The organism is Cobetia sp. MM1IDA2H-1, assembly GCF_002916775.2.
In the GTDB taxonomy this organism is placed as follows: Bacteria; Pseudomonadota; Gammaproteobacteria; order Pseudomonadales; family Halomonadaceae; genus Cobetia; species Cobetia marina.
The window spans coordinates 344,369-361,774 of record NZ_CM133225.1 but is presented as its reverse complement, the minus strand read 5'-3'; the positions used below and the strand labels follow the sequence as shown (position 1 = coordinate 361,774).

The window sequence follows — 17,406 nt, the reverse complement described above, 5'->3', positions numbered from 1 at the left end:
TCGCCGCCAACGGCAGCGCAAGGTGCAAGCGTAGCGTCAGCACCGCAATGGGCCAAGCCCCGAGACAATGATCACCAAGACAATGATCACCGAGACAGTGATCACCGAGACGCCCCCGATACCGACAGGCTTCTGCGCATGAGACGAGTGTCGCTGGATGGGCAACAGAATGATTCACTCACGACGGTGGGCGGACTCGCTAAATGATAGGATAATCATTGTTACCTCGCTAACAAGAAGCCTGCCGTCATGCGCCTGCAAACCTCCTTGATCCCCTCCCTGCACAAGGCGACTCACGAGCTGGACGCCTCCGGCAGGGCAACCACGGGTACAGTGACACCCAAGGCATCAGTGGCCACGCCTGACGCGGACACTGCCGGGACGCTGTCACGCGAGCCGGCGGCAGAGGACTTTCTGCAGCGCGCCAAGGGCTTTCTCAAGGCGGAAGTCTATCTCACGCACCTCGATGGCCAGACGGTGGTATGCAAGGACTACCGTCGTTATGCCGGCACCCCGGCGGCACTGGTCGCGCGCTGGCTGGTCCGTCGAGAACTGAAGATGCTGAGCCGCCTGGCCGGCTGGACGCATGCACCGCGCGCCATTGCACGCGTCTCCCCGCTGGCACTGGCCATGGAATACATTCCCGGCCCTCTGCTGAGCGATGCACAGCTGGATCCCGCGGCGCATCCAGGACTCTGCCAGCAGCTGATTCTCGTCGTGCAGCAGCTGCATCAGCGCCGCATGGCACACAACGACATCCGCGGCTCCAACGTCATACTGCGCGATGGCATACCGGTACTGATCGATTTCACCTCGGCGGTGCGGCTGCCGCGACTGCCGGGCACGGCCGGTGTGATGCGCATGATGCGTCGCTTCGACCTGCGCCACTCCCTCAAGCTCAAGCAACGTACGCTGGGGCTGCCGCTGCGGCCACGCGAGGCTCGCCTGCTGATGCGCAGCGGTCGCCTGAATCAGGTATTGCGCCTGTGGAAGAAACGCATCCTGCCGCGTCTCAAGGGCCGGTGACGCGTCCTGCTCTCGCCGACTTCACGTCTCAGCGGAAACGGCGCTGGGCCAGCAGACTCCTGACCAGCGGCGTGATGATCAGCTCGATGGCCAGCGCCATCAGGGCACCCGGCACCACCAGCGTGTGTGGGCGCGACATGAAGGAGCCCTGGATCATCGCCAGCAGATAGGGGAAATCGACGCTGCCCGGATCACGAAAGTGCACGACGACCATCGACTCGGCATCGGTGGGAATGTCCTGCGGCTCAAAGGGGTTGGAGGTGTCCACCGTCGGTACGCGCTGGAAGTTGATATGGGTACGCGAGAACTGCGGCTGGATATAGCGGACGTAGTCATCCATGCGGCTCAGGATGGTATCGACCACCGCTTCCTGGGAGTGCCCGCGCAGCTTGGTGTCCCGGTCGATCTTCTGGATCCACTCGAGGTTCATGGTCGGTGCCACGCCGATCAGCAGATCCACATGACGCGCGATGTCATGCTCGGGCGTCACCAGCCCGCCATGCAGGCCCTCGTAGAACAGCAGGTCCGTGCAATCCGGCAGCGACTGCCATTCGGTGAAGGTCCCGACCTTGTAGCCCGCCTCGATCATGCGCTTGTCTTCGGCATGGATGTAGTGACGGTGCGTGCCGGAGCCCTGCTCGCCATACTCCAGAAACAGCGCTTCCAGTCGATCGAGCTGGTTGGCCTCGACCGCGAAGTGAGACAGCTCACGCTTGCGCTCCGGCGCCTCCTGGAACATGCGTACCAGTTCATCGCGGGTATAGCGGTGAAAGGCATCACCATCCACATAGGCGGCATGGATCGACTCACGCGAGAACATGCGCTCGAAGGTCCGCATGACCGTGGTCGTCCCCGCACCGGAGGAGCCCGTCACGGCGATGATCGGATACTCCCGCGACATCAGCGCGCCACCTCGCAGGCCAGCGCCGCGACCGTGCGCTCGATCTCGTCACTGACACGTGCACTCGGCACGGCCAGTCCGTCGGGGCCGGCAAACACCAGCCCGACCCTGACGGTGGCCAGCACGCTGCCGTCACCGACCCGCACCAGACGATGATGGACACCCAGCCCCTTGCCGGACACGGGGTCCATGGCGGTCTCCACCACCAGCGCATCGCCCAGCTTGCCTTCCCCCTGATACTGCACGGCCAGATCGGAGACGATGCTCATGAGGCCATCGACATCCCATTCCGGGAAGCCGAGTGCCTGCCAGGCCTGGCCACGTGCCTCGTGCGCCAGGCTGACCACGCTATCGTGACCGAGATGCTGGCCATAATTGATATCGCTGACACGAATCGTCATCGCATGACGATGCACCAGGCGCTGCTCTGGGAACTCGAGCCGAATACGCTCCATGAGGACTCCTCGTCGGCGAGACGGAAATGGACGATGACGGCGGAGTCGCCATGCTTCCCCGATGCCATGCTCAAGGCCGGGGAGACCCATGGGCCGCCGTTCATGCGTGAACAAGTGATGATGAAGGTTATCGCACGGCCGACACCGACATGACCAGACTCTCGACACGATGGTCGTAGAATGGCCGACGCGAGAATCACGGTGCGATAACGACAAGACCCGGCCAGAGGCCGGGTCTTGCAGACAATGCGATGATGCCGGACAGGCTCAGGCGTCGCCACGCTCACGGGCGATGGCACGCCAGGCGATGTCACGTCGCACGAGCACGTCCTGCCAGTCGATGGCGTCCACACCCTCGTAGGCACGCTCGGTGGCAGCGGCCACGCTGTCGCCCAGCGCGGTGACGCACAGCACGCGACCGCCACTGGTGACCACCTGCCCGTCCTTTTCGGCGGTGCCGGCGTGGAAGACCTTGCAACCGGTCGCCTCGGCAGCATCGAACCCGGTGATGACATCGCCCTTGCGGTAGCTGGCCGGATAGCCGCCTGCCGCCAGCACCACGCCGACCGCCGCGCGGGAATCCCACTCGCAGGTCTGGGTATCGAGACGCCCGTCTTCGGCGGCCAGACACAGCGCCACCAGATCGGACTTCAGACGTACCATGATCGGCTGGGTCTCCGGATCACCGAAGCGGCAATTGTATTCGATGATCTTCGGCGCGCCCTGGGCATCGATCATCAGGCCGGCGTACAGGAAGCCGGTGTAGGGATGTCCCTCTGCCGCCATGCCACGCACGGTGGGCAGGATGATCTCGTCCATCACGCGCTGGTGCACATCGGCGGTGACCACCGGTGCCGGAGAATAGGCCCCCATGCCACCGGTGTTGGGGCCGGTATCGCCTTCACCGACCCGCTTGTGATCCTGACTGGTGGCCATCGGCAGCACGTTCTCGCCATCGACCATCACGATGAAGCTGGCTTCCTCGCCGTCGAGGAACTCCTCGATCACCACGCGTGCACCGGCATCACCGAAGGCGTTGTCCTCGAGCATGTCGCGCACGGCGGCGCGGGCTTCCTCGTCGGTCATCGCGACCACCACTCCCTTGCCCGCCGCCAGGCCATCGGCCTTGATGACGATCGGTGCCGGGTGGGCGGCCAGGTACTCAAGCGCCGCATCGACCTCGGCGAAGGTAGCGTAGTCGCCGGTCGGGATGGCGTGACGCGCCAGGAAGTCCTTGGTGAAGGCCTTGGAGCCTTCCAGCTGGGCAGCGCCGGCCGTCGGGCCGAAGCACTTGAGCCCCGCCTCGCGGAAGCGATCGACCACGCCGATCACCAGCGGCGCTTCCGGGCCGACGATGGTCAGCTCGATGGCGTTGTCCCGCGCGAAGGCGACCAGAGCATCGAGATCGTCAGCGGCAATCGCCAGATTGGTCAGCTTGGACTCGCGCGCCGTGCCCGCATTGCCGGGGGCCACGAAGACCTCCTCGACACGGGAGGACTGGGCGGCTTTCCAGGCCAGCGCATGTTCGCGGCCACCGCCGCCGATGATCAGGACCTTCATCTTTTCAACCTTCATGAGCCAGTGAGGATCAAGGCTGCCCGCAAGACACGGGCGACCGAGGAAATGTCAGGCTGCGCATTATGGCAGAAAGGGGCTCCCCTCGGGACGCCCCTTTTCACATCAACGCGATTTCATGTGATTTTCATGCCGGCCGACCAGGCATCACTCAGCGTGTGCCCTCGGGGTCGTGGGCCTCGCCGTCGTCGTTCGTCCCGCCCTCCTGGGCATCATCGGCAGAGCGTGAGCTCGTCCGGCCCCGGTTGATGCCGCCCCCCATGGCCTGCTGCCAGAAGCGCAGATTCTCTTCGGCGACTTCGCGCATCATCTCCATGGGCGAGTGGCGCATGGCCTGGGACCATTGCTCCTGCATGCGCTGCTGTTGCTCCATCATCAGCCGCGTGCCCTGCTCCAGATACCCCGCCAGCGGCAATGGCTTGGCCATCGCATAGATGCGGATGAACTGCTCCAGCAGCTCGTTGGAGAAGACTTCGGCCTCACCATCGCCCTGCTCCTGCTCGATGATGATGGTCAGCAGGATGGTACGCGTGAGGTCCTCGCCGCTCTTGGCGTCCTCGACCTTGAAGACCTCTTCCGCCAGCACCAGGCTGCGCAGGTCCTCGAGGGTCACATAACGGCTCTGCTCGGTATCGTAGAGACGCCGATTGGCGTATTTGCGGATGACTCTCACGGATCAAGCTCCTGTCGATTTTTCTTCATTGTGCACTCAAGGGGGGGCACTGCAAGGAAAGCCGCTTCCACGCGCCTGATCCACTCCCGCCACGCCCCGGGCAATCGCCCCCTTCGCTGTCATTTCGCCGGAGTCGAGCCACCTGACGTCCATGCTAGAATGCCGCCTCTTTTCCTCCTGTCTGTCTACGGTATCGCCATGAACCTTATCCTGCTCGGCGCTGATGACCTGCTCGCCTCCGACCATGCACGCGTGACGGACCCGCGCAGACTGCGCCATCTGCGCGAGGTGCATCGTGCCGCTGTCGGTGACGAGATGACCCTGGGAATCGAGGGCGGGCTGATCGGTCGTGGACGCCTGGAGCGGCTGGACACCGAGGTGGCCGAATTCAGTCTGCGTCTGGAGCGTCAGCCGCCGGCACCACTCGATGTCCATCTGCTGCTGGCGCTGCCACGCCCGCGCATGCTGGCGCGCTCGCTGGAACACGTCACGGCGCTGGGCGTGAAGCACATCACCCTGCTGCATACACGGCGCGTGGAGAAGAGCTACTGGCAGTCGCCGGAGCTGAAAGAGGAAAAGATTCACCAGCATCTGGTGCTGGGACTGGAGCAGGCGCGCGACACCATCATGCCGACGGTCACGCAGGAGACATTGTTCAAGCCATTCGTGGAGGACAGACTGCCGGGCCTGATGGCCCCGGAGAGCGCCGTGAAGCCGCGCGGCATCATCGCGCACCCGGGCATGCCGCAGGAGTGCCCGCGCGCGGTGAGTGAGCCGGTGATCCTGGCCATCGGCCCGGAGGGTGGATTCGTGGACTATGAGGTAGAGCAGTTCATGAAGGCCGGCTTCGAGGGCGTACACCTCGGCGAGCGCATCCTGCGCGTCGAGACGGCGGTCACGGCGTTGCTGGCGCGACTGGGCTGAGACCTCACACCGGCTGACCCGCCAGATGCCGCCACTCCCCCCAGTGGACGGCGGCATCGAAATCCAGCAGACAGTGCTCGAACCAGCGCGCCCCGAGTCGCCAGTCTCCCCCGGCGGCAAGCCATGCACGGGCCAGATGCTGGCGCTCATCCCACGGCAGCCAGCCTTCCCGGGTCAGCCTGTGCATGGCCCGGTCCACCCGTACGTCGCCCGTGCGCCCTTCGCGCCAGCGCTGGAATGCCACATCGCAGGCCGCCTCCTTCTCCAGCGCCTCGCCATACCAGCCCATCAGCGATTCCTCGGGCTGCGCTTGCAGGACCCGCTGCCAGTACTCGCGCTGGAGCAGCACGGCCATCAGCTGATGCGCCGCGAGAGACTCCCCCATTTCCCGTCGATGTTCCGCCAGTGCCTGCAGGATGCGCCGCGGACTGATGCAGCCCTGCGCCAACCAGGCGGACAGGCGCCAGGCAGCCTGCACCTCGGCATCCTCTGATTCCGGACGCGACCAGACGAGGGAAGACAGCTGCTCGCGCGCCGGCTCCTCTCCGCCTTGAAGCGTGGCGATCTCCCCCACCGGTTGCCAGGCGCTGGCCGTGGCGCACACTGCCTCCAGCGGCGGGAAACCGCGTGATGCCGATTCCGGCCATGGCGGCAAGGAACACGGCAGCCCCTGCAAGGGATTTCGCGAGGCATGACGCGTCCACCATTGGGCATCATCGAGACGCAGAGACATCGCCCCGCGTGACGCCAGCGCTGGCGAAAGCCGCGAGGAAGCGGGCAATTCCGGGGCGGCGAGAGACATCGCCTTCGCACCATGGGCCGGGCTTTCCATCACCTGCGGAGGCGTCCACAGGGCCGCGGGCTCCTGCGTCGCATCCCGCTCGTCCAGCGGCTCCAGCACGAGCCCTTCACGTGGGTGGCAATGCAGCCGGGTACTGGCAGGAAGTTGCGCGGCAAGACGCTGAAGATTGCCGGCATCATCCGGGGTTCGGGAATGACTGACTTCCAGGCAGTCCACGTCATGCTGGCGGACCTGGGCCAGCACCTCGCTGACGGGATCCCCCACTCGCACCAGCAGATCGCTGCCGCGGCGCAGCAACATGCCACGCAGGTTCATCAGGCTCTGCCAGAGGAGGCGAAGGCGGGCAGGTCCCAGGCGAGGCAGACCCTCGACAGGCGTCAACCAGCGCTGGTCCAGCACGTACATGACCAGAAGTTGATAGGGGCGACGGACACTGGGCAGCGCGAATACCGGGTTGTCTTCCAGACGCAGGTCATGACGCAGCCAGACAAGTGATGTCTCCGGTGGGCCGCCCGAATTCGTGCTGATGGCCTCTCGCATGCGAGCTCCAAAGCGTTATCGGCGTATAATATTTGTACAATAAATAGCCCGCTCTGTACAACACGCTGTCCGATCAGGGACCTCATCCGACCTGCCGCCCGTGCGCTGGCGAGGGGTGCAAGTGCGTGATACATTCGAGAGGTTAGGTCACGATCCACCAATGTTTTCAACAAGATCGCGCAAGTGTCTCTACCCGCAAACACACTTGTCATCCAGGGGCTTCAGGAGGAATACGGCCATGCTCGCAAGACATGACATGACCGCACCAACCCGGCATCTTCGCCGTCTGCCCATCGCGGGCAGCCGGGGGCGCGCTGCGGACCTCATCCCCACCTGGATGCTGGCACCTCGTGCCGTGCGCCTCCCCTTTCTGACTGATCCGCCCGCGGCGGTGACGTCTCATCCCGAGGTACCTGCGTCCCTGCCGGGCGCCTGAACCTCTGAGCCGCCATCGGCTGCCACTGCCACCCATTCCCGCCACTTGATGGCGGCACGCACCTCCCGAGCAGGCGTCGACCTGACACGGAAGCGTGATCCAGAGGTGGCAACCTCGGCAGCCTGCAATGCGCTCGCCTATCCTATCGGCACCCAGTGGCCGAAATCCGCGTCCCGACCTCGAAGCTGGTGGCCTGGCCCTGAGCCCGTGTCCGCTCCGCTGACGACAGAGGGACAACGCCCTACAACGACTGGAGCGAGTCTTCCATGACCCTGCTGTTGATCGTGCTACTGCCATTGCTCGGTGCCCTGGTGCCGTTGATGGCCAGAGACCTGCCCCGCGGCCGCCTTGCCTGGCTGACGGCGGTTGCCCCTGCCCTGGCACTTGGTATCGCCGTCTTCCATCTCGGCGATGTCTTCGCCGGCCAGATAGCCCAGTTCCACCTGCCGTGGATCACCGAACTGGGACTGGATCTGGCGCTACGCTTCGATGGCCTGTCAGCTCTGTTCGTCCTGCTGATTCTCGGTATCGGACTGCTGATCATCCTCTATTCTCGCTACTACCTGTCGAGCGAGGACTCGCTGGCACGCCTCTACAGCTTCCTGATGCTGTTCATGACCGCGATGCTCGGCATCGTCATGGCGGACAATCTGCTGTTGATGTGGGTGTTCTGGGAGCTGACCAGTCTCAGCTCCTTCCTGCTGATCGGTTACTGGTATCAGCTGAGCGAGGCGCGCAAGGGCGCCCGCATGGCGCTGACCGTCACCGGTGCGGGCGGGCTGGCGCTGCTGGCCGGCATCCTGGTCATCGGTCATATCGTCGGCAGCTACCAGTTCGATGACGTCCTCGCGGCGGCAGACCAGATCCGCTCCCACGAGCTGTATCCTGTCGCACTGGTACTGGTGCTGCTGGGCGCCTTCACCAAGTCCGCGCAGTTCCCGTTCCAGTTCTGGCTGCCCCACGCGATGTCGGCTCCGACACCGGTGTCCGCCTTCCTGCACTCCGCCACCATGGTCAAGGCCGGGGTCTTTCTGCTGGCGCGCATGCACCCGGTGCTCTCGGGGACTGATCTCTGGTTCTACATCGTCAGCCTCACGGGCCTTGCCACCCTGCTGTATGGCGCCTGGTTCGCCTTGATGAAGCAGGACCTCAAGGGCGTGCTGGCCTTCTCGACCATCAGTCATCTGGGTCTGATCACGCTGCTGTTCGGCTTCAACAGCCAGATGGCCGCCGTCGCGGGCCTGCTGCACATCATCAATCACGCGACCTTCAAGGCCTCGCTGTTCATGGCAGCCGGCATCGTCGACCACGAATGTGGCACGCGTGACATCCGCAAGCTCAACGGCCTGTACCGTTACATGCCGCATACCACGGTGCTGGCGATGGTCGCCTCGGCCTCGATGGCCGGCGTGCCGCTGCTCAACGGCTTCCTGTCCAAGGAAATGTTCTTTGCCGAGAGCCTCGATGCCCAGCTGCTGGGCGGTCTTTCCTGGCTGATTCCGGCGCTGGCGACCCTCGGTGGCATCCTGTCGGTGGCCTACTCGCTGCGCTTCATCCACGACGTCTTCTTCAATGGCGAGCCGAAGGACCTGCCCAAGACCCCGCATGAGCCGCCGCGCTACATGAAGCTGCCCATCGAGGTGCTGGTGCTGATCTGCCTGCTGGTGGGCATCCTGCCGTCACTGGTGATCAAGGACCTGCTGGTGAGCGCCTCCGCCAGCGTGCTGGCAGCGCCGGTGCCGGACTTCAGTCTCGCCATCTGGCACGGTTTCAACCTGCCGCTGCTGATGAGCGTCATCGCGCTGGGTGGCGGTGTCGCCGTCTACGCCCTGCGCCACCATCTGTACGCCTTCCAGCGCCAGTTCCGGGCGCGCAACGCCCTGCTGGTCTTCGAGGCCAACGTCCAGCGAATCGTGAAACTGTCCGAGCGCTTCATGGACAGCTTCGAGAACGGTTCGCTGCAGCGCTACATGCTGTGGCTGCTGCTGACCGCGCTGGTCTTCGTCGGCATCGGCCTGCTGGCCGTGCCGCGTCTGGGTGGAGAGCTTGAGCAGCAGCCCTTCGATGGCATGCTGCTGACGGGTGCCGTGATCACCGGCCTGGCCGGCCTGGGCACCGCGATCACTCACCGCAAGCGCCTGATCTCCCTGCTGATGCTGTCAGTGGTCGGCCTGATGACCTCGCTGGCGTTTGCACGCTTTGCCGCCCCGGACCTGGCACTGACCCAGCTGGCGGTGGAGGTGGTGACGATGATCCTGCTGATGCTGGCACTGTTCTTCCTGCCACAGCGCACACCCAAGGAATCCAGCGCGCGACGCATCATGCGTGACGTCCTGCTCGCCAGCGCCTTCGGCGTGGTGGTCGCAAGCCTCAACTTCGCCATCCTGACCCGCCCGGTCGAATCGATCTCCGACTTCTTCATGGCCAATGCGGTCTCCGGCGGTGGAGGCCACAACGTGGTCAACGTGATTCTCGTCGACTTCCGTGGCTTCGATACGCTGGGCGAGATCACCGTACTCGGGATTGCCGGACTGGCGATCTTCAAGCTGCTCAACCGCCTGCGCCTGTTCATGCCGTCCACTGACCTGGATGGCCGCAACTGGTCGCCGGACCGCCACCCGATGATTCTGGCCACCGTGTCCCAGACCCTGCTGCCACTGGCGCTGCTGGTCTCGGTCTACATCTTCCTGCGCGGCCACAACGAACCCGGCGGCGGTTTCATCGCCGGTCTGGTGACCGCCGTGGCCATCATCCTGCTCTACATCGCGCGCGGCGTGGACTGGACACAGCGCTGGCTGCGCTTCCCCTACCAGCCGGTCGCGGCGGCCGGGGTGTTGATCGCCGGCCTGACGGGCGCGGGCAGCTGGGTCTTCGGCTATCCGTTCCTGACGTCATCGTTCGGCCACTTCACGATTCCCGTGATCGGTGAGATAGAGCTGGCCACCGCGCTGTTGTTCGACCTCGGGGTCTATCTGACCGTGGTCGGCGCGACCCTGATGATTCTCGCCAACCTCGGCAAGCTGACGACACCGCACCGCCCGACCAAGGAGAAGAGCTGATGGAAGCCCTCTACGCCACTACCACCGGCCTGCTGGCCGCCTGCGGTGTCTACCTGACCCTGCGCGGGCGCACCTTCCCTGTCGTGGTCGGACTGACGCTATTGTCCTACGCGGTCAACCTGTTCCTGTTCTCCATGGGGGGGCTTGCCATGCACGGCACCCCCGCCGTGGTCGGCTCAGGCTCGCCCACGGCGGACCCGCTGCCCCAGGCGCTGGTGCTGACCGCCATCGTGATCGGCTTCGCCATGACGGCCTTCGTGGTCATCCTCGCCATGCGCGCGCGCGGTGACCTGGGCAGTGACCACGTCAACGGCAACCGTCTGGACGACTCGAAAGAGGATGGCAAGTGATGCTGCAACACCTGATTGTCCTTCCGATCGTCCTGCCGCTGCTGGTGGGCGCCTGCCTGCTGCTGAGTCGCGGCTCATCGCCGGTACTGCGCCGCAGCATCAGCCTGATCACCCAGGCCATCATGGTGGCCATCGCCATCGCGCTGGTCGTTCAGGCCAACGACGACACCATTCGCTACTACGCGCTGGGCGACTGGCAGCCTCCCTTCGGGATCGTGCTGGTGCTGGATCGCCTGTCGGCGACCATGGTGCTGCTCAGCTCGGTACTGGGCCTGCTGGCCTGCCTGTATGCCACGGCGGGCATCGATGAGACAGGCTCCAACTTCCATGGCCTGTTCCTGCTGCAGCTGATGGGGATCAACGGTGCCTTCCTGACCGGTGACCTCTTCAACCTGTTCGTGTTCTTCGAGGTCCTGCTGATCGCCTCCTACGCTCTGCTGCTGCACGGCGGCAGCAAGGCACGCACGCTGTCGGCCCTGCATTACGTGGTGCTGAACCTGATGGGGTCGGCGTTCTTCCTGATCGCGCTGGGCATCCTCTACGGCGTGACCGGTACGCTGAACATGGCCGACATGGCCGTCATCGTCACCACGCTGGACCCGGGGCGTGCCGGCCTGATGGAAGCCGGCGGTCTGCTGCTGCTGGTGGTATTCGGCCTCAAGGCCGCGATGCTGCCGCTGTATTTCTGGCTGCCCCGCGCCTACGCCGCGGCCTCGGCGCCGGTGGCGGCGCTGTTCGCGATCATGACCAAGGTCGGCATCTATTCCATCCTGCGCGTCTACTCGCTGATCTTCACCGACAACGCCGGCACCCTGGCAGACCTCGGTCGCGACTGGCTGTGGTGGGCAGGGCTCGCCACGCTGGTCGTGTCGATGCTCGGCGTGCTCTCGGCACGTGACCTGCGCACTCTGGTGGCCTATCTGGTGATGATCTCGGTCGGTACGCTGCTGACGGCGCTGGGCATGAACAGCGTCGCGGCGGACAGCGCCCTGCTGTTCTACCTGATCCACTCCACCCTGGTCACCGGCGGCCTCTTCCTGCTGGTGGATGTGATGGCAGGCCAGCGCGGCAAGGCCGGTGCCCGTATCGTGCGCTCACGACCACTGCTGCAGGCAGGCCTGCTGGGCGGACTGTTCCTGATCGGCACGGCGGCCGCGGCGGGCCTGCCGCCCTTCTCGGGCGCCATCGGCAAGGCGCTGATCCTGTCGTCCGCCTCACTGGAGCAGCAGGTATGGCTGTGGCCAGTGCTGCTGCTGGCGGGGCTGTGCTCGATCGTGGCCTGTTCGCGTGCCGGTTCCAGCGTGTTCTGGCGCACCGGCAACAGTGAACCCAGCGGTGAACGACTCGGTGTCGCGCGCGGCATAGCGACCTGCGGCCTGATCTCCGCCGCACTGGCACTGGTCGTCTTCGCCGGTCCCGTCTCGCAGTGGACCAAGGCCACTGCACAGCAACTGTCGGACCCGGCCCCCTATCTCGATGCCCTTCTGGGCAAGGACGCCGCACCGGAAACCGCTCTGCCGCTCAAGGGAGACGCTCAATGATCAAGTCTCGTTCTCGCGTTCTGCCCACCCCGATGCTCTCGACCCTGCTGCTGGTCGTGTGGCTGATGCTGCAGAACAGCGTCTCGCCCGGGCAGATATTGCTCGGCGCGGTGCTGGCCATCGCCATCCCGGCACTGACCTATCGTTTCTGGGAGCCGCAGCCGGACCTCCAGAAACCGTGGCGACTGATCGGCTACCTGCTGCGCGTCATCCTGGACATCATCATCGCCAACCTGCAGGTCTCGCGACTCATCCTGAATCCGCGTGCGAAATTCCGCCCGGCCTTCGTGCGCTATCCGCTGGAGCTCGAGCAGAAGTTCCCGATCACCCTGCTGTCGAGCACCATCACGCTGACACCGGGGACGGTCTCTGCCTATCTCACGCTGGATGGTCGCCATCTGATCATCCATGCACTGGATGTCGAGGATGAACAGGCATTGATCGACGAGATCCGCCAGCGCTACGAGCGCCCGCTGAAGGAGATCTACGAATGCTAGACATCGCCCTGTGGATCAGCATCGCGCTGTTCGCGGCGTCCCTGATGCTCAACGTCTTCCGGCTGGCCATCGGCCCGGATCTGCCGGACCGCATCCTCGCCGTGGACACCATGTACGTGAACTCCATCGCGCTGATCGTGCTGTTCAGCATCCAGCTCAACAGCAAGGCCTACTTCGAGGCGGCGCTGCTGATCGCCATGCTGGGCTTCGTCAGCACCGTGGCAGTCTGCAAGTATCTGCTGCGCGGCGACATCATCGAATGACCTGAGCGGAGAGTCTCCATGCCCACCTGGTTCTATCCTGTCCTGGAAGGCGTCATCGCCTTCTTCCTGATCGCCGGCGGCCTGTTCGCCTTCATCGGGTCGCTGGGGCTGACGCACCTCAAGGACTTCTACATGCGTCTGCACGGCCCCAGCAAGACCACCACCCTGGGGGTCGGCTGCGTACTGATGGCGTCGATGATCTATTTCCGCGCCACTACCGGTCACTTCAGCTTCCAGGAGATGCTGATCACCATCTTCCTGTTCATCACCGCCCCGGTGACCGCACACCTGCTGTCCAAGGCCGCGCTGCATCAGAAGCTGGTGGCGGACATCCGTACCCGCAACGTGCCGGAACGTCTGGAAGTATCAGACGAACCGGATGAGGCAAATGCCGAAGCCTCGGAATCGCGCCTGCCCTGAGCGCTCGTGTTCGCCTGACGCTCTGACCTGCCCCGGTCGGCCCCACTCCTCTCGCGAGGCGAGACGGCAGACCAACGCAAAGCGCCCCCGCCAGGAGACTGGTGGGGGCGCTGTCTTTCCAGCGTTTCACTGCGTATCTGTCACTCGGACTGCGGTGCTCAGATCATTCAGGTGGGCCTCATGCCTGCCCTGCTCGTCACCAGCCCTGAGCATGCTGGCGGCACAGTGCCTCTAGCAGATCGATATGCTCACGACGGTCATTGAGCGCCGGAATGTAGCGGAACTCGCCCCCGCCGGACTCGGTGAAGTAGCCGCGATTCTCCTCTTCCAGCTCCTCCAGCGTCTCGAGACAGTCGGCCGCGAAGGCCGGCGAGATGACGTCGACGCTTTCCAGACCTTCAGCCCCCCAGGCCTTGAGCGTCTCATCGGTATACGGCTTGAGCCACTCGGCCTTGCCGAAGCGGGACTGGTAGGTCATCGCCCACTCATCGTCCCCAAGCCCCAACGCCTCGGCCAGCAGCTGGCTAGTGCGCTCGCACTGGCGTGGGTAGGGGTCGCCCGCCGTCGCATAGCGCTTGGGGATGCCGTGATAGCTCATCAACAGACGCTTGCCGCGATGCCCTGCCTTTTCCCAGTGTTCACGGACACTGGCGGCCAGCGCGGCGATGTAGTCAGGATGATCATGGTAGTCACGCACGAAGCGCAGTTCCGGCAGGTGCGGACACGGCTTGAGCGCGCGCGCCAGGCGATCGAACACCGCGGCAGTCGTGGTCCGCGAGAACTGCGGATAGAGCGGCAGCACCAGGATGCGATCTGCCCCACGACTGGCCAGCTTGCGCCCCACCTCTTCCATGGTCGGCTTGCCGTAGGTCATCGCAAGCTCTACCGGAATCTCCTCGCCCAGCGATTCGGCCAGACGCGCCTCCAGCGCGGCACGCTGACGCTTGCCGATCGCCATCAGCGGCGAGCCGTCTTCCGTCCACACCGAGGCATAGGCCTCGGCGACCTTCTTGGGGCGAGTCGTCAGCACCAGGCCATGCAGGATCGGCAGCCAGAGCAGGCGCGGCAGGTCGATCACGCGTACATCACCGAGAAACTCCGCGAGGTAGCGACGCACCGCCTTGGGTGTCGGGGCTTCAGGGGTGCCGAGATTGACCAGCATGACGCCGAAACGCGGGGTGCTCATGGGCGATGAACTCCTGACAAGGGGCAAGAAAAGGGGTGAAGCGGCAACCAGCCACCCTCACCGACAGCGCAGCCATGTTACCAGCTCGCCCTGTGCGTGAGGGATGAAGTTATACTATCATCACGATTTGTACAGCTTTACGACAATTATTGTCACAACCCGACGCAAGCCGTGCTTGCGCCCCGCCGCAGGAGTCAGTGTGCCCGAAACCTCCACTCTGCAACTTGCCACTCGTCACGACTTCGCGCGCCCGCTGGTGCTGATTCTCGGTGACCAGCTCAGTCACGAGCTTGCGAGCCTCAAGCAGGCACCTGCCGAGAGTCTGATCGCCTTCTGCGAGGTCGAGGAGGAAGGCCGCTACGTGCCACACCATCCGCACAAGATCGCGATGATGCTGGCCGCGATGCGCCATCACGCACAGGAGCTGCGCGACTGCGGCTGGCAGGTGCATGAAAGCCGCCTGGATGACCCGGACAATCGTCAATCGCTGATCCTGGAAGCCGAGCGGCTGGCCGCGCTCCATCAGTGTGACGGCATTCTGGTGACTCGCCCCGGGGAATGGCGACTGCTGGAGGCCTTCCTCGCACGCCGCGAGGAAGGCGAGATCCCCTGGGTGGTGCTGGAAGATCACCGCTTCTTCACCACACCGGCACAGTTCGCGACCTGGGCCGACGGACGCAAGCAATTGCGCATGGAATACTTCTACCGTGAACAGCGTCGTGACACGGATCTGTTGATGGAAGGCAGCGAGCCCGCCGGCGGCAAGTTCAATCATGATCATGACAATCGCGAACCGATTCCCGCCGACTTCCAGTCACCGCCACCACCGCAGCATGACCACCGCCAGGATGCGCTGACGCGCGAAGTGCTGACGCTGGTGGACACCCGCTTCGGCGAGGGAGCCGAGGGCGAGCTGCGTCATTTCGGCAATCTGGACAACTTCAACTGGGCCGTGACCCGCGCCCAGGCGCTCGACGATCTCGCTCACTTCCTCGCGCACTGCCTGGCAGACTTCGGCCGCCATCAGGATGCCATCGATGACAGTGACCCCTTCCTGTTCCACTCCCGACTTTCCGCGGCGCTCAATATCGGGCTTCTGAGTCCCCACGAAGTCTGCGCTGCCGTCGATGATGCCTGGCGACGTGGCGAGGTACCGGTCAACTCCGCCGAGGGCTTCATCCGGCAGATTCTCGGTTGGCGAGAGTATGTGCGTGGGATCTACTGGACACGCATGCCCGGCTACAAGCAGGAGAATCGCCTGAGTGCGACACGGGATCTACCGGAGGTCTTCTGGCGCGGCGACAGCGGCATGCGCTGTGTGGATCAAGCCATCCTCAGTACGCGTGATCATGCCTATGCCCACCATATCCGCCGCCTGATGGTCACCGGCAATTTCGCCCTGCTGTGCGGCGTGAAGCCCGAGGCGCTATGCGACTGGTATCTGGCGGTCTACGTCGATGCCTGCGAGTGGGTGGAGCTGCCCAATACCCTGGGCATGGTGCTGCACGCCGATGGCGGCCTGATGGGCTCCAAGCCCTATTGTGCCTCGGGCAAGTACATCGATCGCATGTCCAATCACTGCGACAGATGCCAGTACTCGCCGAAGAAGGTCACCGGCACGCATGCCTGCCCCTTCAACAGTCTCTATTGGCACTTCATCGAACGCCATCGCGAATCACTGTCACGCAACCCGCGCATGTCGCTGGTCTATGGCAGCTGGCGACGCATGAAGGACGACAAGCGCGAGGCATTGCTGCAACAGGCCGAGGCCTTTCTCGCCCGACTCGACAGCGCCGCTGACTATGGCAGCGGTGCCCATCGCGCGGGTTACCATCCCGCGCCCTCCAGTTCCACGACCGACAAGGAATCCTCATGAGTCGCATCTGGCAGGCCAGTGCACCGGTCACGCTCTATCACGATGGCAAGTGCCCCCTGTGCCAGCGGGAGGTCGCTTGGCTGGCGAGACACCCGAGGCGGGAACGGGTCAGGACGGTCGACATTCGTGCAAAGGACTTTTCCCCAGATGCTCTGGGGCTGAGCTTCGAGACGATGATGGGGCGCCTGCACGTGCAGGATGCGCGCGGGGAGTGGTATGTCGGCATGGACGCCAGCCGAGCCCTCTATGCGGTGCTCGGCTATCGGCGCCTGGTGAGGCTGTCATTGCTGCCGGGGCTGCGTCCGATGCTGGATGTCGGCTATCGGGTCTTTGCCCGCCACCGTGAGCGTATCGGCCGCTGGGTACCCCAGAGGAGACGCTGACTCAGAAGCTCAAGGGGATGCGCGAGCTCAACGGTTGATGGTACTGAGGCGGTCGGCCGATCATCTCGTCGTTGGCCACCTGGGATACCAGCCAGGCGCGTGACAGACCGGCGCGCCTGAGCTCGCTGTAGACATCCTCCAGCGAGCGGAACAGCATCGGCTTGCCACGCTTCATCAACAGTTCACTGCGCTCATCGTCTTCATCGGCACCCGCTTCCAGTACCAGCTGGACCTGATAGAAGCGGCTGGCGGCATGACTGATCACGCGCGCCTCCAGTGCCGGATACTCGGCGATCAGCGCATTCAGGTTGCTGACCAGCAGGCCAGCAGGTGTGAAGGCAGCGGCAATTCTGGACATGGTGTCGGCTCCTGGACCTCTGTTGTCTGAGGTATCCATCATCGTGAAGGTGGCGTCAAGGCTTCACGCCAGCTTGCGGGGAGACGATGACGATTGCACGGCACCACCATGACGATTGGATGACGTCATGTTCAAGGCCGC

At 64.3% G+C, this 17,406-nt stretch carries 17 protein-coding genes; 10 read left to right on the top strand and 7 right to left on the bottom strand.

Annotated features, from left to right (window positions below; translation table 11 throughout):
- Positions 1–249: 249 nt before the first annotated feature.
- On the top strand, positions 250–1,026 hold the full coding sequence (locus BOH68_RS01675) for an RIO1 family regulatory kinase/ATPase domain-containing protein (RefSeq protein WP_077378859.1): 777 nt from the start codon (positions 250–252) through the stop codon (positions 1,024–1,026).
- A gap of 28 nt (positions 1,027–1,054) precedes the next feature.
- Here the strand turns inward: BOH68_RS01675 and BOH68_RS01670 are convergent, their stop codons facing one another.
- The 4 genes from BOH68_RS01670 to phaR form a co-directional block, all read right to left on the bottom strand.
- Entirely contained in the window at positions 1,055–1,927 is an 873-nt protein-coding gene (locus BOH68_RS01670) for a phosphoribulokinase (RefSeq protein ID WP_077378856.1), read from the bottom strand.
- A complete protein-coding gene (locus BOH68_RS01665) occupies positions 1,927–2,382 on the bottom strand; it encodes an acyl-CoA thioesterase (RefSeq protein WP_077378853.1) in 456 nt (151 codons plus the stop codon). Before BOH68_RS01665 ends, BOH68_RS01670 begins: the two co-directional genes overlap by 1 nt.
- A 267-nt stretch (positions 2,383–2,649) precedes the next feature.
- Complete coding sequence (gene purD, locus BOH68_RS01660; RefSeq protein WP_077378851.1) at positions 2,650–3,942, bottom strand: phosphoribosylamine--glycine ligase; 1,293 nt, start codon at positions 3,940–3,942, stop codon at positions 2,650–2,652.
- 166 nt (positions 3,943–4,108) lie between these two features.
- Positions 4,109–4,630, bottom strand: coding sequence for a polyhydroxyalkanoate synthesis repressor PhaR (gene phaR / locus BOH68_RS01655; protein WP_077378848.1), 522 nt, complete (start codon positions 4,628–4,630; stop codon positions 4,109–4,111).
- A gap of 198 nt (positions 4,631–4,828) precedes the next feature.
- On the opposite strand from phaR, the gene BOH68_RS01650 reads away from it, so the two are divergent.
- A complete protein-coding gene (locus tag BOH68_RS01650) occupies positions 4,829–5,554 on the top strand; it encodes a 16S rRNA (uracil(1498)-N(3))-methyltransferase (RefSeq protein ID WP_077379362.1) in 726 nt (241 codons plus the stop codon).
- Positions 5,555–5,558: 4 nt separating this feature from the next.
- Here BOH68_RS01650 and BOH68_RS01645 read toward each other — a convergent pair whose 3' ends face one another.
- Positions 5,559–6,896, bottom strand: a complete 1,338-nt coding sequence (locus tag BOH68_RS01645) for a deoxyribodipyrimidine photo-lyase (RefSeq protein WP_077378845.1) — start codon at positions 6,894–6,896, stop codon at positions 5,559–5,561.
- A 702-nt stretch (positions 6,897–7,598) separates the two neighbouring features.
- On the opposite strand from BOH68_RS01645, the gene BOH68_RS01640 reads away from it, so the two are divergent.
- The 6 genes from BOH68_RS01640 to BOH68_RS01615 are packed head-to-tail and all read left to right on the top strand — an operon-like array spanning position 7,599 to position 13,462.
- Positions 7,599–10,391, top strand: coding sequence for a monovalent cation/H+ antiporter subunit A (locus tag BOH68_RS01640; RefSeq protein ID WP_077378842.1), 2,793 nt, complete (start codon positions 7,599–7,601; stop codon positions 10,389–10,391).
- The gene (locus BOH68_RS01635) at positions 10,391–10,741 is read left to right on the top strand and encodes a Na+/H+ antiporter subunit C (protein ID WP_077378839.1); all 351 of its coding nucleotides are present in this window, start codon (positions 10,391–10,393) and stop codon (positions 10,739–10,741) included. Before BOH68_RS01640 ends, BOH68_RS01635 begins: the two co-directional genes overlap by 1 nt.
- Positions 10,741–12,282: a monovalent cation/H+ antiporter subunit D gene (locus tag BOH68_RS01630; RefSeq protein WP_077378836.1), complete on the top strand. Its 1,542-nt coding sequence runs from the start codon at positions 10,741–10,743 to the stop codon at positions 12,280–12,282. Before BOH68_RS01635 ends, BOH68_RS01630 begins: the two co-directional genes overlap by 1 nt.
- Positions 12,279–12,779, top strand: coding sequence for a Na+/H+ antiporter subunit E (locus BOH68_RS01625; RefSeq protein ID WP_077378833.1), 501 nt, complete (start codon positions 12,279–12,281; stop codon positions 12,777–12,779). The genes BOH68_RS01630 and BOH68_RS01625 overlap by 4 nt, the downstream gene beginning before the upstream one ends.
- Positions 12,773–13,042, top strand: a complete 270-nt coding sequence (locus BOH68_RS01620) for a K+/H+ antiporter subunit F (protein ID WP_077378830.1) — start codon at positions 12,773–12,775, stop codon at positions 13,040–13,042. The genes BOH68_RS01625 and BOH68_RS01620 overlap by 7 nt, the downstream gene beginning before the upstream one ends.
- A gap of 18 nt (positions 13,043–13,060) precedes the next feature.
- A complete protein-coding gene (locus BOH68_RS01615; RefSeq protein WP_077378827.1) occupies positions 13,061–13,462 on the top strand; it encodes a Na+/H+ antiporter subunit G in 402 nt (133 codons plus the stop codon).
- A gap of 196 nt (positions 13,463–13,658) precedes the next feature.
- Here BOH68_RS01615 and hemH read toward each other — a convergent pair whose 3' ends face one another.
- Complete coding sequence (hemH, locus tag BOH68_RS01610) at positions 13,659–14,648, bottom strand: ferrochelatase (RefSeq protein ID WP_077378824.1); 990 nt, start codon at positions 14,646–14,648, stop codon at positions 13,659–13,661.
- Between the two features lie 199 nt (positions 14,649–14,847).
- Between hemH and BOH68_RS01605 the strand changes: the two genes are divergently transcribed.
- On the top strand, positions 14,848–16,524 hold the full coding sequence (locus BOH68_RS01605; RefSeq protein ID WP_255317642.1) for a cryptochrome/photolyase family protein: 1,677 nt from the start codon (positions 14,848–14,850) through the stop codon (positions 16,522–16,524).
- Positions 16,521–16,907, top strand: coding sequence for a thiol-disulfide oxidoreductase DCC family protein (locus BOH68_RS01600; RefSeq protein WP_077378818.1), 387 nt, complete (start codon positions 16,521–16,523; stop codon positions 16,905–16,907). Before BOH68_RS01605 ends, BOH68_RS01600 begins: the two co-directional genes overlap by 4 nt.
- Position 16,908: 1 nt before the next feature.
- On the opposite strand, the gene BOH68_RS01595 is transcribed toward BOH68_RS01600, so the two are convergent.
- On the bottom strand, positions 16,909–17,265 hold the full coding sequence (locus BOH68_RS01595) for a DUF6482 family protein (protein WP_219815849.1): 357 nt from the start codon (positions 17,263–17,265) through the stop codon (positions 16,909–16,911).
- Between the last annotated feature and the right edge of the window lie 141 nt (positions 17,266–17,406).

Excerpts from the sequence above, each read along its gene's own strand:
- BOH68_RS01675 (WP_077378859.1), top strand. The coding sequence starts at position 250 with ATGCGCCTGCAAACCTCCTTGATCCCCTCCCTGCACAAGGCGACTCAC.
- BOH68_RS01670 (WP_077378856.1), bottom strand. The coding sequence starts at position 1,927 with ATGTCGCGGGAGTATCCGATCATCGCCGTGACGGGCTCCTCCGGTGCG.
- BOH68_RS01665 (WP_077378853.1), bottom strand. The coding sequence starts at position 2,382 with ATGGAGCGTATTCGGCTCGAGTTCCCAGAGCAGCGCCTGGTGCATCGT.
- purD (WP_077378851.1), bottom strand. The coding sequence starts at position 3,942 with ATGAAGGTCCTGATCATCGGCGGCGGTGGCCGCGAACATGCGCTGGCC.
- BOH68_RS01650 (WP_077379362.1), top strand. The coding sequence starts at position 4,829 with ATGAACCTTATCCTGCTCGGCGCTGATGACCTGCTCGCCTCCGACCAT.
- BOH68_RS01645 (WP_077378845.1), bottom strand. The coding sequence starts at position 6,896 with ATGCGAGAGGCCATCAGCACGAATTCGGGCGGCCCACCGGAGACATCA.
- BOH68_RS01640 (WP_077378842.1), top strand. The coding sequence starts at position 7,599 with ATGACCCTGCTGTTGATCGTGCTACTGCCATTGCTCGGTGCCCTGGTG.
- BOH68_RS01635 (WP_077378839.1), top strand. The coding sequence starts at position 10,391 with ATGGAAGCCCTCTACGCCACTACCACCGGCCTGCTGGCCGCCTGCGGT.
- BOH68_RS01630 (WP_077378836.1), top strand. The coding sequence starts at position 10,741 with ATGCTGCAACACCTGATTGTCCTTCCGATCGTCCTGCCGCTGCTGGTG.
- BOH68_RS01625 (WP_077378833.1), top strand. The coding sequence starts at position 12,279 with ATGATCAAGTCTCGTTCTCGCGTTCTGCCCACCCCGATGCTCTCGACC.
- BOH68_RS01620 (WP_077378830.1), top strand. The coding sequence starts at position 12,773 with ATGCTAGACATCGCCCTGTGGATCAGCATCGCGCTGTTCGCGGCGTCC.
- BOH68_RS01615 (WP_077378827.1), top strand. The coding sequence starts at position 13,061 with ATGCCCACCTGGTTCTATCCTGTCCTGGAAGGCGTCATCGCCTTCTTC.
- hemH (WP_077378824.1), bottom strand. The coding sequence starts at position 14,648 with ATGAGCACCCCGCGTTTCGGCGTCATGCTGGTCAATCTCGGCACCCCT.
- BOH68_RS01600 (WP_077378818.1), top strand. The coding sequence starts at position 16,521 with ATGAGTCGCATCTGGCAGGCCAGTGCACCGGTCACGCTCTATCACGAT.
- BOH68_RS01595 (WP_219815849.1), bottom strand. The coding sequence starts at position 17,265 with ATGTCCAGAATTGCCGCTGCCTTCACACCTGCTGGCCTGCTGGTCAGC.